Annotated in this window: 21 protein-coding genes; 11 read left to right on the top strand and 10 right to left on the bottom strand. The window is 67.1% G+C overall.

The window, feature by feature from the left end; all coding sequences use genetic code 11:
* Positions 1-79: 79 nt before the first annotated feature.
* The 3 genes from DF286_RS07790 (at position 80) to DF286_RS07780 (ending at position 2866) form a co-directional block, all read left to right on the top strand.
* Positions 80-721 carry a DUF4893 domain-containing protein gene (locus DF286_RS07790; RefSeq protein ID WP_109270912.1) on the top strand — a complete coding sequence of 214 codons (642 nt, stop codon included), beginning with the start codon at positions 80-82 and terminating at the stop codon, positions 719-721.
* A 22-nt stretch (positions 722-743) separates the two neighbouring features.
* Positions 744-2069 (top strand): amidohydrolase, encoded by a 1326-nt coding sequence (locus DF286_RS07785; RefSeq protein WP_109270911.1) that lies wholly within the window; start codon positions 744-746, stop codon positions 2067-2069.
* Positions 2070-2272: 203 nt separating this feature from the next.
* Positions 2273-2866: a hypothetical protein gene (locus tag DF286_RS07780; protein WP_109270910.1), complete on the top strand. Its 594-nt coding sequence runs from the start codon at positions 2273-2275 to the stop codon at positions 2864-2866.
* A 46-nt stretch (positions 2867-2912) separates the two neighbouring features.
* Here the strand turns inward: DF286_RS07780 and msrA are convergent, their stop codons facing one another.
* Entirely contained in the window at positions 2913-3560 is a 648-nt protein-coding gene (gene msrA / locus DF286_RS07775) for a peptide-methionine (S)-S-oxide reductase MsrA (protein ID WP_109270909.1), read from the bottom strand.
* A gap of 101 nt (positions 3561-3661) precedes the next feature.
* Entirely contained in the window at positions 3662-4612 is a 951-nt protein-coding gene (locus DF286_RS07770) for an aldo/keto reductase (RefSeq protein WP_109270908.1), read from the bottom strand.
* 161 nt (positions 4613-4773) lie between these two features.
* On the opposite strand from DF286_RS07770, the gene DF286_RS07765 reads away from it, so the two are divergent.
* Positions 4774-5007: a hypothetical protein gene (locus tag DF286_RS07765; RefSeq protein ID WP_109270907.1), complete on the top strand. Its 234-nt coding sequence runs from the start codon at positions 4774-4776 to the stop codon at positions 5005-5007.
* A 9-nt stretch (positions 5008-5016) separates the two neighbouring features.
* Here the strand turns inward: DF286_RS07765 and DF286_RS07760 are convergent, their stop codons facing one another.
* Complete coding sequence (locus tag DF286_RS07760; protein ID WP_170303947.1) at positions 5017-6336, bottom strand: sulfotransferase family protein; 1320 nt, start codon at positions 6334-6336, stop codon at positions 5017-5019.
* A 56-nt stretch (positions 6337-6392) separates the two neighbouring features.
* The gene (locus DF286_RS07755; protein WP_109272087.1) at positions 6393-7430 is read right to left on the bottom strand and encodes a S66 peptidase family protein; all 1038 of its coding nucleotides are present in this window, start codon (positions 7428-7430) and stop codon (positions 6393-6395) included.
* A gap of 148 nt (positions 7431-7578) precedes the next feature.
* Here DF286_RS07755 and DF286_RS07750 point away from each other — a divergent pair, with 148 nt between their 5' ends.
* From DF286_RS07750 to DF286_RS07735, 4 genes are read left to right on the top strand one after another with little or no spacing between them, the layout of a single operon-like run.
* Positions 7579-8967, top strand: a complete 1389-nt coding sequence (locus DF286_RS07750) for a TIGR03013 family XrtA/PEP-CTERM system glycosyltransferase (protein WP_109272086.1) — start codon at positions 7579-7581, stop codon at positions 8965-8967.
* A complete protein-coding gene (gene prsK, locus DF286_RS07745) occupies positions 8967-11063 on the top strand; it encodes an XrtA/PEP-CTERM system histidine kinase PrsK (protein ID WP_109270906.1) in 2097 nt (698 codons plus the stop codon). Before DF286_RS07750 ends, prsK begins: the two co-directional genes overlap by 1 nt.
* Complete coding sequence (prsR, locus tag DF286_RS07740) at positions 11060-12424, top strand: PEP-CTERM-box response regulator transcription factor (protein WP_109270905.1); 1365 nt, start codon at positions 11060-11062, stop codon at positions 12422-12424. Before prsK ends, prsR begins: the two co-directional genes overlap by 4 nt.
* The gene (locus tag DF286_RS07735; RefSeq protein ID WP_109270904.1) at positions 12421-14355 is read left to right on the top strand and encodes a tetratricopeptide repeat protein; all 1935 of its coding nucleotides are present in this window, start codon (positions 12421-12423) and stop codon (positions 14353-14355) included. The genes prsR and DF286_RS07735 overlap by 4 nt, the downstream gene beginning before the upstream one ends.
* A gap of 20 nt (positions 14356-14375) precedes the next feature.
* Here DF286_RS07735 and DF286_RS07730 read toward each other — a convergent pair whose 3' ends face one another.
* The 6 genes from DF286_RS07730 to DF286_RS07705 all read right to left on the bottom strand — a co-directional run bounded on the left by DF286_RS07730 (position 14376) and on the right by DF286_RS07705 (position 22224).
* Positions 14376-16157 carry an ABC-F family ATP-binding cassette domain-containing protein gene (locus DF286_RS07730; protein ID WP_109272085.1) on the bottom strand — a complete coding sequence of 594 codons (1782 nt, stop codon included), beginning with the start codon at positions 16155-16157 and terminating at the stop codon, positions 14376-14378.
* 176 nt (positions 16158-16333) lie between these two features.
* The gene (pip, locus tag DF286_RS07725; RefSeq protein ID WP_109270903.1) at positions 16334-17293 is read right to left on the bottom strand and encodes a prolyl aminopeptidase; all 960 of its coding nucleotides are present in this window, start codon (positions 17291-17293) and stop codon (positions 16334-16336) included.
* 89 nt (positions 17294-17382) lie between these two features.
* On the bottom strand, positions 17383-18006 hold the full coding sequence (locus tag DF286_RS07720) for a helix-turn-helix transcriptional regulator (protein ID WP_158274643.1): 624 nt from the start codon (positions 18004-18006) through the stop codon (positions 17383-17385).
* 264 nt (positions 18007-18270) lie between these two features.
* Positions 18271-19263 (bottom strand): helix-turn-helix transcriptional regulator, encoded by a 993-nt coding sequence (locus DF286_RS15480; protein WP_109270901.1) that lies wholly within the window; start codon positions 19261-19263, stop codon positions 18271-18273.
* Positions 19260-20504 carry an MFS transporter gene (locus DF286_RS07710; RefSeq protein ID WP_158274642.1) on the bottom strand — a complete coding sequence of 415 codons (1245 nt, stop codon included), beginning with the start codon at positions 20502-20504 and terminating at the stop codon, positions 19260-19262. The genes DF286_RS15480 and DF286_RS07710 overlap by 4 nt, the downstream gene beginning before the upstream one ends.
* Positions 20505-20616: 112 nt before the next feature.
* Positions 20617-22224 (bottom strand): amidohydrolase family protein, encoded by a 1608-nt coding sequence (locus DF286_RS07705; RefSeq protein WP_109270899.1) that lies wholly within the window; start codon positions 22222-22224, stop codon positions 20617-20619.
* Positions 22225-22351: 127 nt separating this feature from the next.
* Between DF286_RS07705 and DF286_RS07700 the strand changes: the two genes are divergently transcribed.
* From DF286_RS07700 to DF286_RS07690, 3 genes are all read left to right on the top strand, one after another.
* Positions 22352-22666, top strand: a complete 315-nt coding sequence (locus DF286_RS07700) for a PepSY domain-containing protein (RefSeq protein WP_109270898.1) — start codon at positions 22352-22354, stop codon at positions 22664-22666.
* A gap of 94 nt (positions 22667-22760) precedes the next feature.
* The gene (locus DF286_RS07695; RefSeq protein WP_109270897.1) at positions 22761-23426 is read left to right on the top strand and encodes a response regulator transcription factor; all 666 of its coding nucleotides are present in this window, start codon (positions 22761-22763) and stop codon (positions 23424-23426) included.
* A gap of 102 nt (positions 23427-23528) precedes the next feature.
* Complete coding sequence (locus DF286_RS07690) at positions 23529-24908, top strand: sensor histidine kinase (protein ID WP_243444764.1); 1380 nt, start codon at positions 23529-23531, stop codon at positions 24906-24908.
* Positions 24909-24913: the final 5 nt, after the last annotated feature.

The raw sequence follows: 24913 nt of genomic DNA, 5'->3' as shown, positions 1-24913 counted from the left end.
CCTTTCGGCCATCGACGACCGGCTTCTCCCCCGCTAAGCTCCTCCCCCGAGAGGGGATCGTTGGCTCGTGAGGTGGTGCATGAGGCTCGGTTATCTTCCCCTGTGCGCGGCGGCGGCGATGCTGGCCGGCTGCGGCTCGGGAAGCGGGAACGAGGCAGCCGGCGCGGCTTCCGTCGTGCCCGACTGGCGCTCCATCGCCACCACCAGTGATCGGCATCGTCTCCGCGAATGGCGGACGGCCTGGGTAAAGGCGCTAGAGTTGGCTCGGGCTTCCGGGCATGGACAGGCGCTCGCCCAGGAAGGCGCTCTGCTCCAGCCCGACGCGGGGCTTGCCTGGCAGGACCCGCCGCCCGGCGTCTATCGCTGCCGCACGATCAAGATAGGCGGGCAGTCCGAGGCGATGCTCGATTATATCGCCTATCCCTGGTTCGACTGCCGCATCCGCAACGAAGATGGCCTGATGAGCTTTACCAAGCTTACCGGCTCGCAGCGGCCGATTGGCCTCCTTTTTCCCTATGTCGGCCAGCGCATGGTGTTTCTCGGCACCCTCCAACTCGGCGACGAGAGCCGCGCGCTCCAATATGGGCGCGACACCGAGCGCGACATGGCCGGCGTGATCGAGCGGATCGGCGAGGCGAAGTGGCGGCTGGTCTTCCCCTATCCGCATTTCGAGTCCACTATCGACATATTGGAGCTCGTTCCCAAGAGCGCCGCCGGCTGAACCTGAAGAGGAAATTCGCCCAATGAGAAGCCAATTGCTGGCCGCCGCGTTGCTGTGCCTGATGACCACCGCCGCGCCCGCGCACGCCGACGCCTTGAGCGACGCAGTCGCCAAGGACATGCCGTCGCTGATCACGCTCTACCAGGACCTCCACGCCCATCCCGAGCTCTCCATGCAGGAGACGCGCACCGCCGCCAAGCTCGCGGCCGAAGCGAAGAAGCTCGGCTTCAAGGTCACCGAAGGCGTCGGCAAGACCGGCGTCGTCGCGGTGATGGAAAACGGCCCCGGCCCCGTTGTGATGCTCCGCGCCGACATGGACGGGCTCCCGGTCGAGGAGCAGACCGGCCTCCCCTATGCCAGCAAGGAGCGCGGCACGAGCCGCGCCGGGGTTGAGACCGGCGTCATGCACGCCTGCGGCCACGACACGCACATGACCGCCTGGGTCGGCGCCGCCCGCCGGCTTGCCGCCACCAAGGATCAGTGGTCCGGCACGCTCGTCATGATCCTCCAGCCCGGCGAGGAGACCAGCGAGGGTGCGAAGGCCATGCTGGAGGACGGCCTCTACACCCGCTTTCCCAAGCCCAGCCACGTCATCGCCTTCCACGACGCCGCGGCCCTTCCGGCCGGCGTTGTCGGCTATTCCAACGGCTATGCGCTGGCCAATGTCGACAGCGTCGACATCACCGTGAAGGGGGTTGGCGGACACGGCGCCTATCCGCACACGACCAAGGATCCGATCGTCCTCGCCAGCCGCATCGTCGGCGCGCTCCAGACCTTGGTCAGCCGCGAGAACGACCCGCAGAGCCCGGCCGTCGTCACCGTCGGCAGCTTCCACGCCGGCGCCAAGCACAACATCATCTCCGACGAGGCGCAGCTGCTGCTCACCGTGCGCAGCTACAGCGATGAAACCCGCCGGCTGCTGCTCGACGGCATCGAGCGCATCGTGCGCGGCGAGGCGATCGCCGCCGGCATGCCGGAGGACCGGATGCCCGTGGTGACCATTCGCGAGAAGGAATATACGCCCGCCGTCTTCAACACCGAGGCGCTGACGACGAACACCGCCAAATTGCTCACCGAGCGCTTCGGCCCCGAGCGGGTCATCGCCACGCCGGCGGTGATGGGCGGCGAGGATTTCAGCCGCTACTATCTCGCCGACAAGTCGATCCAGAGCCTGATCTTCTGGGTCGGCGGCGTGCCGCAGGACAAATGGAAGGCCGCCGGCGGCGACGCGTCCAAGCTGCCCTCGCTACACAGCCCCTTCTGGGCACCCGATCCCGAGCCGACCATCTCTACCGCCACCGAAGCCATGGTGACGGCGGCGATGGGCGTGTTCAACCGCGCCTCCTGAGGAATACGGTTCCCCGGCGGAAGCCGGGGTCCAGCTACTGACTCAGGCCTGGGCCCCGGCTTCCGCCGGGGAACTGCTAGTCGCCGATCCTACCGCTTTCGTCGCTGCGGCGCATGGCCGTCGCGCGAGGAGCGGCGGCTATCGCGGCCTGCGTGTCTTATTTCAGGACGATAGTAGTGGCCTCCTATTCAAGGAGGCCACCCATGAACACGCTGATCATCGCCGCCGCCCTCGCGCTCGCCCCCGCAGCCAGCGCCGGGGAACCCAGCCTCGATGCGGTGCGCGCCGCCGCGGAGCGGTTCCAGGACGTCAAGGTCGCGCTCGCCGAAGGCTATGTGCGCGATCCGATGAATATGTGCGTCAACGCGGAGGATGTGGGTTTGCCGCGAGAGCAAGGCGGCATGGGCGTCCATTATTTCCGCCCCGACCGGCTCGGCATTGCCGGCCCGCCCAATCCGCGCGTGGACGGAACCGGCACGCATACCGACTTCCTGAAGCCTTCGATCCTCATCTACGAACCGCAGGCGGATGGTTCGATGACCTTGGTCGCCGCCGAGAATCTGGTCTTCGCCCGCGCCTGGGAAGCGGCTGGAAACAAGACGCCGCCCGCCTTCCACGGCGTTCCCTTCGAACATATGGTCGACGATCCCGCGACCAAGCTCGACGAGGCCCATATGTTCGAGCCGCATTACGACCGCCATGTCTGGCTGTTTCGCGACAATCCCAGCGGGGTCTTCGCGCCCTTCAACCCGAACGTCAGCTGCGCTCACCACCGGCAGGGACACGCCCACCGTTAGCACTGTCGTCATGCCAGACCGAAGTTAATGCAGGATGGCGCGAGGTTCAGCCGCCCCAAAGCTCCTGAAGCCGCGCATCGCGGCCGCAGCGGGTGCGGTAGAAGCGATATTTGAGATCGTTCTTCTTGTAATAGTCCTGATGGTATTCCTCGGCCTCGTAGAAGGGCGCGGCCGGAAGGACCGGGGTCACCACCGGCCGATCGAGGGCCGCATCCGCCTCGGCCTTCTCGGCTTCGGCGATGCGACGCTCCTCCGGCCCCACGACGAAGATGGCGGTGCGATAGCTGTCGCCCCGATCGCAGAACTGGCCGCCGGCATCGGTCGGGTCGACGGTGCGGAAGAAATAGTCGGTCAGCTGCTCATAGCTGACGCGCGCCGGGTCGTAAGTGACGCGCACCGCTTCATAATGGCCCGTGCCGCCGCCCGAGACCTGCTCGTAGGTGGGGTTCTTGAGCGTTCCGCCGGTATAGCCCGACACCGCGGAGATCACCCCCGGCACCTTCTCGAAATCCGCCTCGGTGCACCAGAAGCAACCGCCCGCGAAGATCGCGGTTGCGGTCTCCCCGGGTCGCGCGGCAACCGGCCCTTCCGCGGTGTGCCCCTCGACCTTGGGCTGGTAATCGGGCGCGCATCCGGCGAGACCGAGCAAGGCGGCAAAACCGCCCGGCAGGAACAGGGGCGTGCGACGGCTCATAGGGCCCATCTGGAGCCCGCTGCCCGGGAATCAAGGCTCAGGGCTCCCACCGCAGGAACGGCATGTCGAAAAGGAGCGACCTGGCCTCCCGGCAGGACGGGTCAGCGCGACGCGTCGGAAAGCCGCGCCAGCTGGCCCTCGTCCAGCTCGAGCGTCATCGCCCCGATAAGCTCCTCGAGCTGCTCCAGCCGATTGGCGCTGGCGATGGGGGCGGTGACTCCGGGCTGGGCGGCGATCCAGGCGAGCGCGACTTGCGCCTGAGTGGCACGGGTCTCGGCCGCCACTTCGTCGAGCGCAGCCAGGACGGCCCGGCCGCGCGGGTTCAGATATTTGGCCATGCCGGCACCGCGCGGGCTTTTGCCAAAATCCGCCTCCGATCGGTATTTCCCGGTGAGGAACCCGGAGGCGAGCCCGAAATAGGAAAGGACGCCGAGGTTCCGCTCAATGCAGAGCTGCTGCAGGTCCCCCTCGAAACCATCGCGGGCCATGAGATTATATTCGGGCTGCAGGACCGTGTAGCGCGCCAGTCCCTCGCGCTCGGAGATGGCGAGCGCCTCGGCCAGCCGCTCGGCCGAATAGTTGGACGCGCCGATCGCCCGCGCCTTGCCGTCCCTGACCAGCCGGTCGAAAGCGGCAAGAGTCTCCCACAGAGGCGTCTTCTCATCGTCCTGATGCGCATAATAGAGGTCGATATAGTCGGTCCCGAGCCGCTTCAGCGACGCCTCCGCCGCGGCGGCGATGCGGGCGGGTTCCAGCTTCTCGCCGCCTTCGCCCGCCAGCATGCCCACCTTCGTCGCGATCAGCACGTCGTCGCGCCGGCCGCGCCGCCTCAGCCACTCGCCGAGCAACGTCTCGGACTCGCCGCCATGATGCCCCGGCACCCAGGCTGAATAGACGTCGGCCGTGTCGACCATCGTGCCGTCCGCCTCGACGAAGCGGTCGAGCACCGCGAAGGCCTCCGCGCCCCGCGTGGTGTTGCCGAAGACGTTCCCGCCCAGCACCAGCCGGGGCGTCGCCAATCCGCTCGCCCCCAGCAACCTCGTCGCGGCCATGCCGCCTCTCCTTCGTCCGCCGTGTTGGCCTTAGGCCTTGGCGGGCGCCGCTCCAACTCGCCGCGCCTCAAGGCCATGTATTTCGTCGATTATCCGATTGCGCAGAACCGTGAGGAGGACGATCCTGCACTCTGCGACTCGTCAACAGGAGGGAAACCAAGATGCTTTACCAGGAACATCGCTGGCAATCCTGCCGGCTGTTGATCGTGCACGGCCCGCCCGGTGTCGACGCCTCCTCGGTACTCGAAGGAAATGGCGTGACGCTGATGCACGACGATATCCTCATGATCGCCGAGCATGACGAGGGACCGACGCCTTGGCTCGAACTGGAACGGATCACCGTGCGCGGCGAGGCCGGACCGCTCGAAGACCCCGGAATACCGCGGGCGGCCTAGACCGCCGCTTTACCCGCTCGCGACCACAGCGGTGCGGTCGTCGGCCCATAGAGGTCCGCTTTCTCTCTTCCGCGACGCCGCCTCGACCGGGATGGCGAAGTCCCTGAGATAATCTCGGAAGCTCTCCCTCACATCCTCCGCCTCGAGCCCGAAACTGCCCAGCCTGTAGCTGTGCGACCGATATCGGCGGTCCCTTTCAGCGCGGGCCATATAGGCGCCCATCGCCGGTTCGGCCGGGGCCATGTCCAGGTCGAGAAAGCGGTAGATGCGCCGCATCACGCCGTGCCAGTCGCGATCCATCTCGTCAAAATGAACGTCGATCATGCGCCCCGCCGGAAGACCGGCCCGAGCCGCCGTCATCCGATCGATCTTGAGCCTCGTCTTGCGCAGCCATTCGCGACCTATCCAGCGGGGATCGACATGGTCGCTCTGCAGGCTCATCTGGTTCCAGGCGAGCGAACAGCTGCTCCCCACGACCGCCGCCGGATCGCGATGGGTGAAGATGATCCGCGCGTCGGGAAAGACGCGGAGCAGCGCCGGCAGGTCGAGCATGTGCTGCGGCGTCTTCAGGAGCCATGGCTTGCCCGGGTCCTCCTGCCTCATCCAGCCGGTGAGACGCAGCAGGTCGGCCATATGGGCATAGGCCGGGGTGGCATCGTCGGCCTCGCACCAGCGCGCATAGGCGGGCACGCGCCACTGCGCCTCGTGCTTCATGCCCCAGGCCGAAGCGACCAGGAGGCCGAGTTCCTCCTCCGGCGCCATGGGCCCCGTCGGATGGACCACGGCTGTCGCCGGATTGACGCGGTGGAGAAGCCCCAGGCTCATCGCCGCCAGCCACGGGCGGCGATCGCGCCCGCCCCCTCGCGCCGGCCGCGGCACCGGGCACATGGTTTCGAACATGCGCAGATGCGCGAAGCGACTGTCGGCGGCGAGCAGCCGGTGGAGCCGCGTCGTTCCCGACCGCATCGGCCCGACCACGACCACCGGCGGGGCGAGAGGTCGCCGCCGGATCTCGGCATTCTCGCCGAACCATTGCTGCGCCCAAAGCCGTTCCTTGAGCAGCTTCAGCACATAGGCGCGCGCGACGATACGCCCGACCGGATTGAGCTGCGCCTCCTCGGCGAGCGACTGCAGCAAACGGCGCAGAGGCCGGCGGAACCAGGGGTCGCCGAAGTCCGCGAGGCCCGTCTGCTGCTCGGCGCGCGTTTCCATTGCCTCCCCGTCCATCTCCGGCGGTGCCGAAAGCCTGCTATTCCAGACGGCATCCAGCAGATGGTTGGCGAGACGCAGGGGCGCCGGGCGCGGAAGGGCGAGGTCGGCTACAGGCATTTGGGTTCAAGCGAGGGGAGCCTAACTTGTTCCGGATCAGGATCAAGATTCCGCGGTCACGCCACGGCGGGGTCCATGATCCGGATGGTTCCTGCCTCGGCGTCGATCTCGGCGGGAATGCCGACCGGCAGGCTGAACTGGTTCGCGACATGGCCGATCAGCGCGCCCTGGAAGGCGGGTATGCCGAGCGGCTCCAGATGCTGCTTCAGCACCTCGGTGACCGTGAAACCGCCATAGGAAGGAGCCGAGGCACGGCAGTCGGTGCACTGGCCGAACACGACGCCGGCAACTTGGCCGAGCACGCCGCCGAGCGCCAGCTGGGTCAGCATCCGATCGATCCGGTAGGGTGCCTCGTCGGTGTCTTCGAGGAACAGGATCGCTCCCTTGAAGTCGGGAAGATAGGGCGTGCCCATCAGCGCTGCGAGCACCGTGAGGTTGCCGCCGAGCAACCGGCCCCGGGCCCGGCCGGGACGGATCGTCCAGGTGCGCCAGCGTGCCTGCACCAGCCGATCATCGGTCGCGACCGGGTTGCGATAGGTCGGCGTCCCACCTTCGAAAGCGAGTTGGCGGAAGGCGTTCCACGACAGCTCGCCCCAAGAGCTCGCGGCGTTCGGGCCGTGGACCGTCGCGAAACCCGCATGGGCGGCGAAGGCGAGATGCAGGGCGGTGATGTCGCTGAAGCCGATGAGCAGCTTCGGATGGGCGGCGATGCGCTTGTAGTCGAGGAGCGGCAGAATGCGCGCGCACCCCCAGCCGCCGCGCACTGCGAACACCGCCCGCACATCGTCGTCCGCATACATGGCGTTGACGTCGGCCGCTCGCGCCTCGTCGCGTCCGGCGAGATAACCGTAGCGCTGGAGCAAATGCGGCGCTGGCTTAGGCACCAGGCCCATCGCCCGCACCGTCTCCTCGACAAGCGCCAGATCGAAGGCGTCGTCGGTGAAGCCGGCCGGCTCGATCAGCCCGACCGTGTCGCCCGGCCGGAGCCGGGGCGGCTTTCCGGCCGCGGCTCGCGCAGCGGCGGTGCTGGACGGAAGCGCCAGCATGGCGGCGCCGGCGGCAATTCCTTGAAGGGCGGTTCGTCTATCGAGCATGCGGCCGCGCATAGCAGCTCATTTTGATGGTCCCAAACCGCCGCTTTTCCGGGCTCTTCAGGAATTATTTGTCAATTTGAGCGACACCATCGCCCGTGTCGGAAACCCTTACACGAAGGTCGGGGCCAGGCGGGGCGGCGGAGCGGCGGTGATCAGGCTGTTCAAACATTACGTGCCGCACACCGTGCTGCTCCTGGGTCTCATCGACTTCACGCTGCTGATGCTGGCCGCGGAGGGCGGCTGGCTGCTGCGCGAATGGCAGATCGGCGGCGGCATCGATCCGGCCGCCTCGCGGCTGCCGCACATGTTGACCTTCACCCTAACCCTGCAGGCGGCGATGGTCGGCGTCGGCGTCTATTCGGCGGATGCGTTGCTTTCGATCCGTTACGCCGTCGCGCGGCTGGTCGTCTCCATATCGCTGGGCGTCCTGCTTCTTTCCCTCATTTTCTTCATGGTGCCGTCGGTCACTTTCTGGCGATCGAACCTGCTCTACGCGATGATGATCGCGCTCATCATGCTCGGCGCCGCACGCGTCGCCCTCGGCCGGTCCCTGGGCGGCGAGGCGTTCAAGCGGCGGGTGCTGGTGCTGGGCGCCGGTCCGCGCGCCGCCCGGCTGGAGACGCTTGCCCGGCGCGATGGCGCAAGCTTCGCCATCGCCGGCTATGTCAACATGAACGAAGGCCCGGCGGCCGTCGGCCACGCCGTCAATCGTGACGACATCCCCCACCTTCCCCAGCATGTGTTGCGGCTAGGCGCCAGCGAGGTCGTGCTCGCGCTGGAGGAGCGCCGCAACGCCCTGCCGCTGGCCGACTTGCTGCGCATCAAGACGACGGGAGTCCATGTCAACGACCTGTCCTCCTTCCTGGAGCGGGAAACCGGGCGGGTGGACCTCGACAGCCTCAACCCCAGCTGGCTCATCTTCTCCGATGGATTTTCCGCCGGGCGGCGACTGTCGAGTCTCGGCAAGAGGCTGTTCGACATCGTCATCAGCGCCGCCATTCTCGTGCTCGCCGTGCCGATCATCCTCCTCACCGCCCTTGCGGTGAAGCTGGAGAGCGAAGGCCCGGCCTTCTTCCGGCAGCGCCGCGTCGGCCTTTACGGCCAGGGTTTCGAGATCGTGAAGCTGCGCTCGATGCGGCAGGACGCCGAAGTGGGCGGCGTCGCCGTGTGGGCCCAGCAGGACGATCCCCGCGTCACCCGCGTCGGCCATATCATCCGCAAGCTCCGCATCGACGAACTGCCCCAGGCCTGGAGCGTGCTGAAGGGCGAAATGAGCTTCGTCGGCCCCCGCCCCGAGCGGCCGCAGTTCGTCGCCGATCTCGAGGCGCGCCTACCGTATTATGCCGAGCGCCACATGGTGAAGCCGGGCATCACCGGCTGGGCGCAGATCAACTATCCTTATGGCGCCTCGATCGAGGACGCGCGCCAGAAGCTCGAATTCGATCTTTATTATGCCAAGAACTACACGCCGTTCCTGGACCTGTTGATCCTGCTCCAGACAATGCGCGTCATCCTCTGGCCAAAGGGGGCGCGCTGATGCTGACCGTCCTCGGCCTGTGGAGCCATGCGCTCGCCGCGCTCCTGTTCGGCGCCCTCGCCATCTGGCAGCTTCGTCACTGGAACGGCGATCCCCGCAACCGCCCGCTGGTCGCCGCCTTTGCGGTCACGGCGGTCTGGGCGATCTTCCTTGCGCTGCTCGGCTCGCACCATTGGCTTGCGGACATGGCCGAAAGCGCCCGCAACTTCGCCTTCCTCGCCTTCATGTACGGTATCGTGCGGAGTGCCGCCGACAATGAACGGCTGAGAGCCGTCCGGCTCGTCTACTTCACCGTCGCGGCGGTGATCGGCCTCCAGATCGTCGTCGCCGGCGTCCTCCCCCGCTTCGACGACGAACCGGCCGTCCGCAACGCGCTCGAAACGACGGCCCATATCATCGGTCTCACCATCGCGGCGGGCTCGCTGGTGCTGGTCCACAATCTCTATGGCCAGGCGGCGCCCGATGCGCGCTGGGGCATTCGGCTGCCGATGATCGCGCTGGCCGGCCTGTGGGCCTACGACCTGCATCTCTACACCGTCGCCTATCTGAGCCGGGCGCCGGTCGACGACCTGCTGGCGATGCGCGGCGCGATCGCCGCCATGCTCGTGCCGCTCTTTGCGCTGGCGAGCCGGCGCAATGCCCAATGGCGGATGCGGATGTCGCGCGCGGCGACCTTCCAGTCGCTCTCGGTGCTGGCGATCCTCGCCTATCTGATCCTGATGATGTCGGCGACCCAGGCGATCGAGGTCATCGGCGGCAATTGGACCCGGGTGGGCCAGATCGCTCTCATCTTCGTGATGAGCGTGGTGACGCTCATCCTCCTGCCTTCGGGAAAGGCAAGAGCGTGGCTGAGGGTGATGCTCGCCAAGCATTTCTTCGAACACCGCTATGACTATCGGGAGGAATGGCTCCGCTTCACCCGCACGGTCGGGCGTAGCGGCGGCGACGTCGCACCGCTCGGCGACCGGGTAATCAAGGCCCTGGCGGACATATCGGACTCTCCGGCCGGTCTCCTCCTCGTCACCGACGATCAAAACCGGCTCGTTCCGGCGGCACGATGGAACTGGCACCACGAGATAGGCCGTAGCGGCGCGAGCGATCACGGCTTCATTCGCTTCCTGGAGGCGACCGCCCATATCGTCGATTTCGAGACGACGCGGGATGGCAGGCTGATCGCGGGCGAAGAGCGCGTCGCCGTGCCGGCCTGGTTGGCCGAGATCGAGACCGCCTGGGCGGGCATTCCGCTCCTCCACAACGACAGGCTGGTCGGCCTCGTCATCCTGGCGCATCCGCTGGTCCGCCGGCCGCTCGACTGGGAGGATTTCGACCTGTTCCGCGCCGCCGGCATCCAGGCGGCGAGCTATCTTGCCGAAGCGCGCAGCCAGGAGGCGCTGGCCACATCGCAGCGCTTCGACGAATTCAACCGCCGCTTCGCCTTCATCCTCCACGACATCAAGAATCTGGTGAGCCAGCTCAGCCTGGTCGCCCGCAACGCGGAGCGACACGCCGACAACCCCGAATTCCGCGCGGACATGATCGCGACCCTCAGAAATTCGGTGACGAAGATGAACGACCTTCTCGCCCGCCTCACTCGCGACGGGCGCACCGAGCCAGCGTCGGTCCGCGAAACTAAGCTGCATCCGATCCTGTCGGCTATCGCCGGAGCCAAGCAGGGGTTGCACGCCGTCCATCTCTTCGGTGACCCGGCACTGACGGCTCGCGCCGATCCCGCCCGGCTCGAACAGGCCGTCGGGCACCTGGTGCAAAATGCGATCGATGCGAGCCCCCCGGGCGAGGCGGTGCGGATTTGCTACGGCGCCCGCGGCTCGGAGCTCGCAATCGAGGTGATCGACAGCGGCGCGGGAATGTCGGCGGAGTTCGTCGGCGGCCGCCTCTTCCAGCCCTTCGCCTCCACCAAGGAAGGCGGGTTCGGCATCGGCGCCTTCGAAGCGCGAACCTTGGTCGCCGCCATGGGCGGGCGGATCGAGGTCGAGAGCCGCGAGGGCGAGGGAAGCCGCTTCACCATCTTCTTGCCGGCGTGTCGGCCCGAGGCCGTCCGCCCATTCAAACCTGAACATGAACGGAAACGCGCATGAGTGCCGAAGCCAAGGCGAAACTGTTGATCGTCGAGGATGACGAAGGCCTGCAGCGGCAGCTCCGCTGGGCCTATGACGATTATGAGGTGCTGGTGGCGTCCGACCGCAACGCCGCCGTCGACCTCGTCCGCGCGCAGGAACCGCCGGTCGTCACGCTGGACCTGGGCCTGCCGCCCGACCCGGACGGCGTGAGCGAGGGCTTCGCCACGCTCGAGACGATCCTGTCGCTGAAACCCGACACCAAGGTCGTCGTGGCCACCGGCCACGGCGCCCGCGAAAGCGCGCTCCGCGCCATCTCGTCGGGCGCCTATGACTATTATCAGAAGCCAGTCGATATCGATCAGCTCGGCCTCATCGTCCGCCGCGCCTTCCAGCTCCACGACATCGAGGCCGAGAACCGGCGCCTCGAAAGCCAGGTGGGCGAGGGCCGCACGGTGCTCGGCACCATGATCACCGCGGCGCCGGAGATGCTGAGGGTGGCCCGCACCATCGAGCGGGTCGCCAACACCGACGTATCGGTCATGCTGCTCGGGGCCAGCGGGACCGGCAAGGAGCTCCTCGCCAAGGGCCTCCACGAGTCGAGCGGTCGCCGGAGCGGCGGCTTCGTCGCCATCAACTGTGCCGCCATCCCGGAGAATCTGCTCGAGGCCGAGCTGTTCGGCTATGAGAAGGGCGCCTTCACCGGCGCCATCAAGACGACCGAGGGCAAGATCGAGCTCGCCCATGGCGGCACCCTCTTCCTCGACGAGGTGGGCGACATCCCGCTGCCGCTCCAGGTGAAGCTGCTCCGTTTCCTGCAGGAGCGGGTGATCGAGCGCATCGGCGGCAGGAAACCGATCGCCGTCGACACCCGCATCGTCTGCGCCACCCATCAGGACCTGCCGGAGATGATCAAGGCGGGCAGCTTCCGCGAGGACCTCTACTACCGGCTCGCCGAAATCGTCGTGACGATCCCCACCCTCGCCGAGCGTCACGGCGACGCCACGCTCCTCGCCAAGCATTTCCTCCACCGCTTTGCGCGCGACATGAATCCGCAGGTGAAGGGCTTCGCGCCGAGCGCTTTGGCCGCGATCAACGACTGGCCCTGGCCCGGCAATGTCCGCGAGTTGGAGAACCGGATGAAGCGCGCGGTCATTATGGCCGACGGCAAGCTCATCGCGGCCGAGGATCTCGACCTCACGACCGACGAGGCGGACTCGCTCGCGGTCAACCTGAAGGCCGCGCGGGAAGAGGCCGACCGCAAAGCCATTCGCCAGGCGCTCGCCCGCACCGAGAACAATATTTCGGGCGCTGCCAAGCTGCTCGGGATCAGCCGCCCGACGCTCTACGACCTTCTCAAGCAATATGGACTCCAGCCATGACGCAATATTCCTCGAAGCTCGCCCTCAGCCTCGCCCTCCTGTTCGGCGCGGCCGCCTGCTCGAATGCGCCGAGCGACGCCGCCGGAGCCTATGAGCGGGGCGTCGCCGCGCTCGAAGCGGGACAGCCGCGCACTGCGCGCGTCGAATTTATGAACGCCCTCAAGGCCGATCCCGACAATGGCGAGGCGAGGGTGATGCAGGCCAGAACCTATCTCGCCTTGAACGACGGGGTCGCGGCCGCCGCCGAGCTCGCCCGCGCGCGTCAGCTCGGTATCCCGGCCGAGGCGACGGGGCACCTGATGGCGCACGCCCTCATTCTCCAGGACAAGCCGGAGGAAGCCTTGCGCGAAGCCGAGGCGGCGCCGGCGGCGCATCGCGGCTATGCGTCACGGATCAAGGGCCAGGCGCTCGCGAAGCTGGACGACCGGGCGGGCGCCGCCGCCGCCTTCGCCGAAGCGATCGAGGCGGCGCCGGAAAACGCCGACGCCTGGATCGAGGCGGCTCGCTTTCGACGCGCCAGCGGCGATCTTGCCGGCGCGATCGAGGCGACCGACCGGGCGGTGAAGCTGGCGCCCAACGACGCCGAGGCGCTTACCCTCCGCGGCGAGTTGACCCGCGGCCAATATGGGCTTCGCGCCGCCCTGCCCTGGTTCGATCGGGCGCTCGAGACCGATCCCGATTATGTGTCGGCCCATCTGGAACGCGCCGCGACCTTGGGCGAGATGGGCGAGATGCGGGCGATGCTGGCGGCCACCCGAAAAGCGCTGGAGCTGTCCGAAGGACACCCCTTCGCTTATTATCTCCAGGCGATGCTGGCGGCCCGGGCGCGCAATTTCGAGCTCGCCCGCTCCATTTATCAACATACCGAGGGCAAGCTCGACGATCAGCCGGCTGCGATGCTGCTCGCCAGCGCGATCGACTATCAGACGGGCAATGTCGAACAGGCGGTGAAGCGGCTGCAGCAGCTGATCGCCCGCCAACCCCATAACCGGAAGGCGCGGCGGCTCCTGGCGGCGGCCCAATGGAAGCTCGGCGACGCCGGCGCAACCGTCGCGACCTTGAAGCCGATCGTCGACGCCCCGGACGCCGACAGCTATTCGCTCACGTTGATCGGCGAGGCGCTACAGGCGCAGGGAGACGATGAAGCGGCGGCCGTCTACCTTGCCCGGGCGGCGCAGCCGCAGCGGCGCGCCGCAACCGCGCTGTGGTCGGAACCCGTCGACCAGGGGAAGCTCGAGGCACTTCGGCGCAACGCCGAGCGGAATCCGGGGCGGGCGCCGGCGCAAGTGGCGCTGATCGGCGCGCTCCTTGCCAATGGGCTGGGCGAGGAGGCGCTGCAACGGGCGGTGAAGCTTCAGGCGGAAAATCCCGGCGCGCCCGATGCTCATGTGCTGGTCGGCGACGCGCGCGGCCTCGGCGGCGACTTCAAGGGCGCCGCACAGGAGTATCGCAAGGCGGCGAACATCGCCTTCACGGAACCGGTGGCGATGCGCCTCATCGAGGCGCTGGAGCGCTCGGGTCAGGCCGCCTCCGCGACCGAGGTGCTGAACCTCTATCTGGCGCAGAACCCGCGCAGCGTGCCGGCTCAGCTGCTCGCCGCGGGCCGGATGATGGCCGCCCGCCAGTGGCCCGATGCCGTCCGCGTCTATGAAGGGCTCCGCCGCCGCCTCGGCGACCGGGACGCGGTGATGCTCAACAACCTCGCCTGGGCCTATTCGGAGCTGGGCGACTATGGCAAGGCGCTGCCGCTCGCCGAAAAGGCGTGGAAGCTCGACGAGGACAATCCCGCCACCGCCGACACCTATGGCTGGCTTCTGTTCAAGAGCGGCCGCGATCCGGCCAGGGGCCTGGCGCTGCTCGAACGCGCCTCCCGCGGCGCCCCCACCGACGAGCAGATCCGCGCCCATTTGACCGAGGCGCGGCGGGGCTAGAGTCCGCCGTCAGTAGCGCTTCAGCTCGCCAGCGCTTCTACCTGCTCGGCCAGTTCCAGCCATCGCTCCTCGGCGGCGTCGCGCTCGGCCCTCGCCTTCTCGATGGCGGCGGTAAGAGCGGCGAAGCGGGCGGGGTCGCGAGTGTAGAGGTCGGGATCGGAGAGGATGTCCTCGTCCCGGGCGATCTCGGCCTCCAGCTGGTCGATGCGCTCCGGCAGCAGGTCATAATCGCGCTGGTCCTTGTAGCTGAGCTTCGTCTGCCGGCGCGGCGCAGACGGCGCGGCCTTGGCGGGCTCCGGCACCTTCGCATTATGGGCGTGCGGCCGGCGCTTCCTCTCCCAATCCTCATAGCCGCCGGCAACGACGTCGACCTTGCCGGAGCCGTCGAGGCCCAGGGTGATGGTCACCGTGCGGTCGAGGAAGTCGCGGTCGTGGCTGACGATGAGGACGGTGCCGTCATAGTCCGCGATCACCTCCTGGAGGAGGTCCAGCGTCTCCAGGTCGAGATCGTTGGTCGGCTCGTCGAGCACCAGCAGGTTGGAACGGCGCGCGAATTCGCGCGCCAGCAGCAGGCGCGACCGCTCCCCTCCGGACAAGGTGCCGATCTTGGCGTCGATCAGCTCCGGGGCGAACAAGAATTCCTTCAGATAGCCCTGGACGTGCTTCCTCACCCCGCGCACCTCGATCCAGTCGCCCCCGTCGGCGAGCACGTCACGGACGCGCTTGTCGGGATTAAGCAGCTTTCGCTGCTGGTCGATCATGATGCCTTCCAGCGTCTTCGCCCGCCGGATCGTGCCCTCGTCCGGCTCGATCTCGCCGGTCAGCAGCTTCAAGAGGGTCGTCTTCCCCGCGCCGTTGGCACCGACCACGCCGATCCGGTCGCCGCGCTGGATGCGCAGGGTGAAGTCCTTGATGATCGCGCGGTCGCCGAAGCGCTTGGTGACGCCTTGGGCGTCGATCACCATCTTCGTCTTCACATCGTCATTCTCGAGGCCGAGCTTGGCTGTCCCCGCCGGCCCCAGCATCGCCGCCCGCGCCGCCCGCATCTCGTGCAGCTTGGCGAGCCGGCCCTGGTTCCGCTTCCGCCTGGCGGTCACGCCGCGCTGCAGCCAGTGCAGCTCCAGCTTGAGCTTGGCGTCGAGCTTCTCGGCTGCCCGCGCCTCCTCGGCATAAATCTGCTCCGTCCACGCATCGAAGCCGCCAAAGCCGATCTCCGCCCGCCGCAACTGCCCCCGGTCGAGCCACAGGCTCGAACGGGTAAGGCGCTTCAGGAACGTGCGGTCGTGGCTAATCGCGATGAAGGCGCCGGTGAAGCGGCCGAGCCAGTCTTCCAGCCATTCGATCGCGGCGAGATCGAGATGGTTGGTCGGCTCGTCTAGCAGCAGCACCTGCGGGTCCCGCGCCAGCGCCCGCGCGATCGCCGCGCGCCGTCGCTCCCCGCCCGAGGCGGTGGCGGCCGGCCGGCCGAGGTCGATGCCGATCTGGTCGGCGATCGCCTCCACCTCATGCGCCGCCGGCGCACCGGGGCCTGAGAGCGCATAGTCCCGAAGCGTCTCGAACCGGGCGACGTCCGGATCCTGCTCCAGCAGCACGACCTTCACCCCGGGCTGGATCGTCCGCCGCCCCTCGTCGGTCTCGATCATCCCGGCGAGGCATTTCAGGAGCGTCGTCTTCCCGGCGCCGTTGCGCCCGATCAGCGCCAACCGGTCGCGCGGCCCGACGAACAGGTCGAGACCCCGGAACAGCCAGCCGGCACCCTGGACGAGGCCGAGATTTTCATAAGCAAGAACAGGTGCAGCCATGGCCCGGGACATAGTCTGAGTTTCAACGGATGCCACTCCCTTAGGCCGGCCTTAGAGTTCTACAAGCTCCATGGCCGATCGACGCATTTCCTCGCGAAGAGCGGCAGGCGCCAGGGCCTCGATTCAGCGTGATGAGGCGGAGGAGCGGGCCTCCTCGCGCCGGTGGGGCGATACGTCTACTCGGGCGCTGCCTTTCCCGCGTAACGATCGGTGGCACGGATGAGCTGATCGAGAATACCGGGCTCGGAAAAAGCGTGGCCGGCACCCTCGACGAGGCGGAAGTCGGCTTCGGGCCAGGCGTGATGGAGACGCCACGCATACCGCGCCGCGCAGGGCATGTCGTAGCGGCCGTGAACGATCGTGCCGGGGATGCCTTTCAGCCGTCCCGCGTCGCGGATAAGCTGGTTCGGCTCCAGCCAGGCGCCGTGCATGAAATAGTGCGTCTCGATCCGGGCGAAGGCGAGCGCGAAATCGGGATCGTCATGCTGCGCCTGAAGCTTGGGATCGGGGAGCAGGGTGATCGTCTCGCCCTCATAGAGGCTCCAGGCGCGCGCGGCAGCGATCTGAAGCTCGCGGTCGTCGCCGGTCAGCCGCCGGTGGAAGGCGGCGAGGATGTCGCCCCGCTCCTCCTCGGGAATGATGGATACGAAACGATCCCACTCCTCCGGGAACATTTCCGACACGCCGAACTGGTAGAACCAGTCGAGCTCCGGCTTGGTGCAGGTGTAGATTCCCCGCAGGACCAGCTCGCTGACGCGCTCCGGATGGGTCTCGGCATATGCGAGCGCCAGGGTCGAGCCCCAGGAGCCGCCGAACACCAGCCATTGGTCGACGCCCATGAGCTCGCGCAGCCGCTCGATGTCGGCGACCAGATGCCAGGTCGTGTTCGCGTCCAGGTTCGCATAAGGCGTCGATCGGCCGCAGCCGCGCTGATCGAAGAGCAGTACGTCATACAGAGCCGGATCGAACTGGCGGCGATGCTCCGGCGAGCAACCGCCACCCGGTCCGCCGTGCAGGAACACCGCCGGCTTGGCGCCCTTCGTTCCGCAGCGCTCATAATAGACGCTGTGGCCGTCGCCGACATCGAGCATGCCGGATTCAAAAGGTTCGATCGAAGGATAAAGGGTGCGCAGCATGGTCTCTCCCGTTCCGGCCCTGTCAGGCCCTTCTCGGGGGACTAGCGTGACGCCGCCGCCGACGCCAGCGGCGACCCCTTGAGCTCCGCTCAAAGCTGGTAGGCGCGGATACGGCTCAGCAGGGCCTCGCGGGATTTGACGTTAAGCTTCACATGGAGGCTCTTGATGTGGGAGCGCGTCGTCGCCGTCGAGACCCCTAGACGCCGCGCGATCTGAGCGGCGGAATAGCCGTCGGCCAGCTGAAGCAGCACCGTCGTCTCGCTTCGCGTGAGCTGGAACGCCGCCTGCAGGTCGGCATAAGCGGGGCTGAACTCGGCCCCGCACCGCCGGAAGGTGAGGCCGAACCGGTCTCCAGGTAGCGGCTGCGCCATCAGCAGGAGATGACCTTCCTGATCCTCGCCCCTCAGGCACAGCGTCCCGCCACCGTCACCGCAGCGCTTCAGGAAGGCGATCAGCTCGCCATGCTGGGTGGTGCTGGTCGCCATCAGCAGCTCGCCCCGCCGCATGACGCCGCGCCGACGCCGCAACTCCCGCTCGGCGCTGAGATTCAGCCACTCGATCGTCAACGCGGGATCGACGACCAGCCGCGGGGCATCATCGGCGCCGAGCCAGTGCAGCGCGAGCTCCGCGATGTCGGGCGCGCCAGCCCCGGCCTGGCCCTGGGTTTGCCCGGTGCCATACTCATCCCCCTCGATGAGCCGGCGCTGGATCATTTCCGAAAGCATGACACCCGGCAATGTCCGCGACACGGCCCTAGGGCTGCTTCCAGCGATCCTTCCCCGATCCTGTTCATGATTGACGATGCGTTCCCCTCTCGCGGCGGCCAACAGATTGCGCGGATGGACTTTCTCGATGAGGGCTCCCATGAAACCCGTTAGCCCGTCCGGACGCAACTGACCGTCCGTTCCCCGCGCCGAGCGTAGCAAATCCCGGTTTGGGACTGGATATCCATGCGTCCCAAAAGTGGGATGCGGCGGCTAGCGAAGGCTGCCCATCCAGCCCCGCCAGCGCCTGTGTCCCTTTTCCGGGTCGCTTTCTGGAAGCGCCGTCATGATCCGCCGATAGGCGCCTGGCGACTTACCGAACGCCTCCCGGAAGCGGCGGCTCATATGGCTTTCGCTGGCGAAGCCATAAGCGTGGGCGAGCTCCGACAAGGGCGCCGTCGAGCCGTTATCGATCGCGGAGCGAACCGCTTGGAGCCGACGGGTCAGGATCAGCTGGTTGACGCCGCCATGGCTCTGCAGAAGGCGGTAGAGCACGGACCGCGACAGTCCCGTCGCCGCCGCGATCTTATCCGCCGAAAGATCACGGTCGCCGAGACGCGCGGCAATGCACCGTTCGATGGCTGTGAGGCGGTCGGAATGGAGCCGCCGCGCCGCCGCGCCGCCGGGTGCCTCGTCCGTCAGCGTCGCCGAGATGAGATCGGCCAGCACCCGCGAATAGTTGGGATTCTCGTCCTCCGGAAGCATCGGGAGCCAGCGCACCAGCGAGAGCAGGAAGTCCCTCAGCAGCAATGTCGATGGCGGCGAGAGCAGCCGTCCGTGGAGCACCCGCGCATTTCCGATCGCCGATTCGACCAGATGGCGGCTGATGCTCGCCGTCAGCATATGGACGTCGCGGGACAAGGTGCGGGACGGCTGTGTCGTGTCGACGAACAGGACGTCGCCAGGGTTGACCGTCCGGCTGCCTGCAGCATCGCTCCACTTCAACCGCCCCTCCAGCACCGCGTGGATCACGATATGGTCGAAGCCGTCGGAAAGGACGCGCATGTCGCGGGAATGCACGACGCCCGTCAGCCGGCGATCGAACAGGATGAAGCCGGGCAGTCGCCAGGCCCGGACCTCGGCCCAAAATGGCCCCTCGCCGCGAGCGACGTCCGATCCATGGGAATAGAGCCGCGCATACTCGTCGAACGCCTGGTCCTCCGTCCGGCCCGCACTCGAATAGGTGAAATGATCGCGCAGCTTCACCCTCCCGAGCAGGCTGAGACGCGATCCGTCCGCCCCGACCGGAGCGACTGGCGGCCGATCAGCCCGGCCAGCGCCGCCACGATGAGCGCGCCCGCCGTCACCAGCAGAAGCGCCAGCCGCAGTTCGTCGTGGCCGAGGCGATCGCTCAGCAGACCGGTCAGAAGCGGCCCGACGCCGTAACCGACCAGGGTGACGCTCGATAGGAACAAGGTGTTGGCGGTGAAGCGTTGCTCGGCGGGAAACATCGGCTGGAGGCCGATCAAGGCGGCCGCCGCCGCAAAGCCACCGCCCGCGCAGAAGGCGGCCAGCGCCAGCGCCGCTCCGGCAAGGCTCGAGGCGGCGGCCAGGGCGATGGCGGCGGCGAGCGTCGTCCCGAGCCCCACGAGGATGGGCGCATGCGGCCAGCGCTGGTCCTCCGGCCGCCTCGCCGAAAGCCACCCCGCGCTGAGATGGCCCAGCGGCGCCGCCACCAAAACGATCAGCCCAACCGCCATGGCGCTCTCGGCCACATCGAGGCCGAAATCGCGATAAAGGACGGTCGGAGCCCAGGCGCCGCCGGCCTGGACGATCACGATCGCCGCGGCGGCAACGACGAAATAGCTGGCGTGGACGACCGGAGCCCGGGCGAGACCTCGCAGCGTCGGCACCAGCCGACCCGAGGCGACGGCGTTGAACGGCACCCGCAAGCGCGATTTCCCCAGCAGCACCAGGGCGAGCAGGACATTGGGAGCGACCATGGCGAGGCTGGCGACCCGCCACGGCTCGAGCGCCACGGCCTCAAGGCTCACCGCGAACAGCAGCAAGGCCCCACCGATCAGCAGGCCCCCGCTCCTCCCCGTCGCCGAGCCGGTGGTCATCGCCGAGATCGCGACGGGCGGGCGTGGATGGCTGGACAAAGCGAGGATGGACAGGGCGGCCGGCGCGAAAGCCGCCTGGGTGAAGCCCAGCATCATGCGGGCGACGAGAAGTTCGCCATAGCTGGTCGCCAGCGCGAAGCCGGCCGCGGCCAGACTCCAGGCGAGGACGGAAAGACCCATCACCAGGAACGGCCGCACCGCCCTCAGGCACAGGCTGGCTCCGATCATGCCGGCCGCATAGGGAATGATCACCGCCGTCCCGTGCAGCATCCCCAATTCGGCATCATTGAGGGTGAAAGCGGCCTGAAGATCAGCCGCGAAAGCGGCCGTCAGGGCGCGGTCCGCATAAGCGCCGAACTGCGCCGCGCCGATAATGAGCACCATGGCCCATCCCAGACGCACTTTCGTGCCTTCGGCCTTATCCCCCATGGGGGCATGATCGGCACTTCAAATGGTTAGTCAACCTTTAGCCACGCCGGCCCCGCATTACGGCTGTTCAGTTCAGGGACGAGGGCCCCGTCGCTTTTTGAGCCTCCACCATCGCCGCGACGTCGGCGAGCAGCTTGTGGGCGTCGTAGACGATGCCGTCCTTGATGGTCCAACGGACGCCGCCGATCCTTTCGACCTGGCCGTTCTCGTCCAGCCGCTCGAAGCCGGTGCCGTAGAGCGTCTTAAAGTTGTGGAGCGGGTTTTCGGGGACGATGACGAGGTCGGCCAGCATGCCTTCCTTGACCATGCCGATGGGTGCCTCCGCGCCCTTGGGACGATAGAGCTCAAAGGCGCCGTTCTTGGTCGCCGCAACGATCGCTTCCAGAGGCGTGAAGCCCGCTTCCTGGAGCATCTCCAGTTCCTGGATGTAGGGGAAGCCCCAGCTCTGGTAGATATAGCCCGGATCGGAGCCGACGGTGACGATCCCGCCCATATTCTTATAGTCGTTCATCAGCCGCATGTACGGACCGTAGAAGCGGCGCCAGGCAACCTCCTTCTCGGTCGTCCAGTCGTACCAGTAGCTGCCATGATTGATGCGGCTCGGCTGGTAGAATTCGTAGAGCGACGGCAGCGTGTATTTCTCGTGCCAATCGGCGTTGCGGGCGCGCATCAAGTCGCGGCCGGCGGAATAGATGTTGAGCGTCGGGTTGAAGATGACGCCATTTTCGAGCTGCGCCTGGAGATAGGCCTGCCATTCCGGGCTGCCCGGCTCGACGATCTGGCCGGCGAGATTGGCGATCTCGTAGAAGCGGTCCTGCTCGTTGAACATATTATAGTCGGACGGATATTTGGGCAAACGGCCGTCCTTCAGCAGGCTTTCGAAATGGCCGTAGAAATGGGTGACGGTATCGAGCCCCATCTCGCCGGCGACGCGGGCGTTGACCTGGGCGACGCCGCCCTGGCCGAGATGCGCGATCGTGCCGAGCCCCTGCTTCTCCGCCTCGTCGATCGCCGCCGCCGTGACGGCGGGAGAGTTGGAATTGAAGAATTTGACGCCGTCATAGCCCTGCTTCGCCGCCCAGCGCACCCAGGCGCGGACCTTCTCGGGCGTGTCGACCGTGCCGCCGTCCCATTCGGAGCCGGGGACGATGTAGGCGAAGATGCGCGGCGCGACGATGCTATTGTCGGCGCTGCGCTTCTTGTCGGCGAGCGCGGTGGGACCATCCTGGATCGGCACGCCGCGCACGGTGGTGACGCCATGGGCCAGCCAGAGCTTGTAGCCATAGCTTGGCTGCGGCGCCTTTACGGGATCGCCATTATGGCCGTGGGTATCGATGAAGCCCGGCAGCACGTACATGCCGGTGGCGTCTATCTCCTGGTCGAAGTCGCGAGGCTCGCGATTCGACTCCAGCGGCAGGCCGGGCGTGCCGGCGCCGCGGATCTCGGCGATGCGGTTACCCTTGATGACGATATCAACCGGACCCATGGCCGGAGCCCCGCTGCCGTCGATGAGGGTCGCGCCCCGAATGACCAGCGTCCCGAACGGCCCCATGCCTTCATCGGCGCCGCGGGCGGGCACCGGCTGCATCGCGGCTTCCGGCTCGGCCGCTCCCGCAGCCGGCGCCATCAGCAGCGCCGCAAGCGCGGCAGCGGCGGCAAGCTTCAGTTCACGCATCGACGGCCATCCCCCTTCTTTTCGTGCGGGCTCAAAAGCTTAAGCTAAGCCCTCATTTGCATTCATGGCTTATTCAATGCGCCTTGGCTATCAGGCGGATCGAAACAAGGAAATAAGTGCAAATACGATGATCAAGCGCCTTCCTCTCCTGTTGGCCGTTGCCGTACTCGGCATCACGTCCGTCGCGCCCGCGGCCGACGCACGCCCGGGCCGCGACCGCGAACAGGACGCCGCCTACAAGGCGCGACAGCAGGGCCGGATCATGCCCTTGAGGAGCATCGAATCGCGAGTCATGCCGCGCATGCGGGGCGCCGAATATCTGGGTCCCGAACTCGACGCCGGCTCCGGCACCTATCGCCTGAAGTTCATGCGCGGCGGCCGCGTCATCTGGGTAGACGTCGATGCTCGCACCGGCGACGTTATCGGCCGCTCGGGCGATTAACGCGCCTCCACTGACCATTCCCTTCATGAAACCATTGGCATTCGCGCCGGTTGGGCGGATAGACTGCCGGCACGAACAGCCATAGGGGAAACTGATGCGGGTTCTCATCGTCGAGGACGAACCTAATCTGGGGCGGCAGCTCCGCGCGACGCTCGAAGGGGCGGGTTATGCCGTCGACCTAGCCACCGACGGCGAGGATGGGCATTTCCTCGGCTCGACCGAAAGTTATGACGCGATCATCCTGGACCTTGGCCTGCCCGAGATCGACGGCCTGACCGTGCTCGATCGCTGGCGCAAGGAGGGGATCAAGATCCCCGTATTGGTGCTGACGGCGCGCGACAGCTGGTCCGACAAGGTCGCCGGGCTCGACGCCGGCGCTGACGACTATCTCGCCAAGCCCTTCCAGACGGAGGAGCTGATCGCCCGCCTTCGCGCTCTTATCCGCCGCGCGTCCGGCAACGTAAGCTCGGAGCTCACCGCCGGCGACGTCCGCCTCGACACGCGCTCGGGCAAGGTGACCTTGGCGGGCGAGCCGGTGAAGCTCACCGCCCAGGAGTATAAGCTCCTGTCCTATCTCATGCATCACAAGGGCAAGGTGATCAGCCGCACCGAGCTCATCGAGCATATCTACGACCAGGATTTCGACCGGGATTCCAATACGATCGAGGTGTTCGTCACCCGCATCCGCAAGAAGCTCGGACCCGACGTCATCACGACCATCCGCGGCCTCGGCTATTCGCTGGAAGATCCCAACGGCTAGGGCTGCGTTCATGCCCCTCCTCGTCCTCCCCACGAGAGCGGGAGCCGAAGACGACCACAGGTCAATTCCGGCTGACGTTGTACCGAGGCAAGCGTTCTTCGGATGAACTGGCGCACTCTTTTGACCCGATCCCGCCAGCGCGGCACCGGATCGCTCTGGCGGCGGATGATCGTCGTGGCCACGGTGTGGATCGCCGTGCTCCTGAGCGGCGGCGGCTTCGCCCTCGATCGAGTGCTGGCCAGTGCCATCACCCGCAATTTCGACGCCCAGCTCGAATATGTGCTGACCGCGCTGATCGCCTCGGCGGAGATCGGGCCGGACGGCGAGGTCTTTCTCAACCGCGCGCCCGCCGACCAGCGATTCCTGGAGCCCTATTCGGGCCTCTATTTCCAGATCAGCGGCGAGACGTCCGATCCCGAATCCTGGTTTCCCTCCCGCTCGCTCTGGGACCGGCGCCTGGAAGTGGGCCGGGCCCATAACGACTTCCAGATCCACACCTACGACAGCGAGCAGTTCACCACCGAGACGCTCCGCGTCCTCGAACGCGACGTGCAGCTGCCGGGATCGCCGGTCCGCTGGCGCTTCCAGGTGGCTCAGAGCCGCGACGGGCTGGACGAACAGATCGGCGTGCTTCGCCGCACCATGGTGCGCTCCTTCGGAGTCCTCGGGCTCGGCTTGATCGTCCTGGCGGCGCTCCAGGCCTTTTACGGACTCTGGCCGCTCCGCCGCATGCGCAAGGCGATCGCCGCCATCCGCTCGGGGGACAAGTCCCGGATCGAGGAGCGCTTCCCCCAGGAAATCGCACCGATGACCGAGGAGCTGAACGACCTCCTCGCCCACAACGAGGTGCAGGCGGAAGAGGCGCGGCGTCACGCCGGCAACCTCGCCCATGCGCTGAAGACCCCGCTCACCGTCGTCACCAACGCCGCCACCGCGCACAGCCCCGACCTCGCCGAGACCGTCATCCGCGAGGCCAAGACGATGCGGCGCCAGGTCGACCATCATCTCGCCCGTGCCCGCGCCATCGGCCGCCGATCCAGCGCACAGGCCCGCGCCGAGGTGTGGCCCTCGCTGGAGGCGGTCCAGCGCGCGGTCGACCGGCTTTACGAGGGCGTCACCATCGACCTTGTCGGCGACAAGGCGGCCATCGTTCGAGTCGAACGCCAGGACCTGGACGAGATGCTCGGCAATCTCATCGAAAACGCGGCCAAATATGGCGGCGGCCGGGTTTTCGTGACGGTGAAGACCGCTCCGGAATGCGTCGAAATCGAAGTGGAGAATGACGGCCCCGGCATCCCGGCCGCCGAGCGCGAAAGCATCTTCGACCGCGGCGCCCGTCTCGACGTCGAAAAGCCCGGCACCGGCCTCGGCCTCGCCATCGTGCGCGACGTGGCCACAATCTACGGCGGATCGATTGCGCTCGAGGAAAGCGAGGATCTCGGCGGCCTTCTCGCACGACTCAAGCTACCGCTCTCCGGCTGACCCCT

Source organism: Sphingosinicella humi, assembly GCF_003129465.1.
In the GTDB taxonomy this organism is placed as follows: domain Bacteria; phylum Pseudomonadota; class Alphaproteobacteria; order Sphingomonadales; family Sphingomonadaceae; genus Allosphingosinicella; species Allosphingosinicella humi.
Note: the sequence above shows the minus strand (reverse complement) of the source record. Positions and strands in the feature narration are given on the sequence as shown.

Excerpts from the sequence above, each read along its gene's own strand:
- DF286_RS07780 (WP_109270910.1), top strand. The coding sequence starts at position 2,273 with ATGAACACGCTGATCATCGCCGCCGCCCTCGCGCTCGCCCCCGCAGCC.
- DF286_RS07765 (WP_109270907.1), top strand. The coding sequence starts at position 4,774 with ATGCTTTACCAGGAACATCGCTGGCAATCCTGCCGGCTGTTGATCGTG.
- DF286_RS07700 (WP_109270898.1), top strand. The coding sequence starts at position 22,352 with ATGATCAAGCGCCTTCCTCTCCTGTTGGCCGTTGCCGTACTCGGCATC.
- prsR (WP_109270905.1), top strand. The coding sequence starts at position 11,060 with ATGAGTGCCGAAGCCAAGGCGAAACTGTTGATCGTCGAGGATGACGAA.
- pip (WP_109270903.1), bottom strand. The coding sequence starts at position 17,293 with ATGCTGCGCACCCTTTATCCTTCGATCGAACCTTTTGAATCCGGCATG.
- DF286_RS07760 (WP_170303947.1), bottom strand. The coding sequence starts at position 6,336 with ATGCCTGTAGCCGACCTCGCCCTTCCGCGCCCGGCGCCCCTGCGTCTC.
- DF286_RS07710 (WP_158274642.1), bottom strand. The coding sequence starts at position 20,504 with ATGGTGCTCATTATCGGCGCGGCGCAGTTCGGCGCTTATGCGGACCGC.
- DF286_RS07770 (WP_109270908.1), bottom strand. The coding sequence starts at position 4,612 with ATGGCCGCGACGAGGTTGCTGGGGGCGAGCGGATTGGCGACGCCCCGG.
- prsK (WP_109270906.1), top strand. The coding sequence starts at position 8,967 with ATGCTGACCGTCCTCGGCCTGTGGAGCCATGCGCTCGCCGCGCTCCTG.
- DF286_RS07730 (WP_109272085.1), bottom strand. The coding sequence starts at position 16,157 with ATGGCTGCACCTGTTCTTGCTTATGAAAATCTCGGCCTCGTCCAGGGT.
- DF286_RS07690 (WP_243444764.1), top strand. The coding sequence starts at position 23,529 with ATGAACTGGCGCACTCTTTTGACCCGATCCCGCCAGCGCGGCACCGGA.
- msrA (WP_109270909.1), bottom strand. The coding sequence starts at position 3,560 with ATGAGCCGTCGCACGCCCCTGTTCCTGCCGGGCGGTTTTGCCGCCTTG.
- DF286_RS07705 (WP_109270899.1), bottom strand. The coding sequence starts at position 22,224 with ATGCGTGAACTGAAGCTTGCCGCCGCTGCCGCGCTTGCGGCGCTGCTG.
- DF286_RS07755 (WP_109272087.1), bottom strand. The coding sequence starts at position 7,430 with ATGCTCGATAGACGAACCGCCCTTCAAGGAATTGCCGCCGGCGCCGCC.
- DF286_RS07720 (WP_158274643.1), bottom strand. The coding sequence starts at position 18,006 with ATGATCCAGCGCCGGCTCATCGAGGGGGATGAGTATGGCACCGGGCAA.
- DF286_RS07735 (WP_109270904.1), top strand. The coding sequence starts at position 12,421 with ATGACGCAATATTCCTCGAAGCTCGCCCTCAGCCTCGCCCTCCTGTTC.
- DF286_RS07695 (WP_109270897.1), top strand. The coding sequence starts at position 22,761 with ATGCGGGTTCTCATCGTCGAGGACGAACCTAATCTGGGGCGGCAGCTC.
- DF286_RS07785 (WP_109270911.1), top strand. The coding sequence starts at position 744 with ATGAGAAGCCAATTGCTGGCCGCCGCGTTGCTGTGCCTGATGACCACC.
- DF286_RS07790 (WP_109270912.1), top strand. The coding sequence starts at position 80 with ATGAGGCTCGGTTATCTTCCCCTGTGCGCGGCGGCGGCGATGCTGGCC.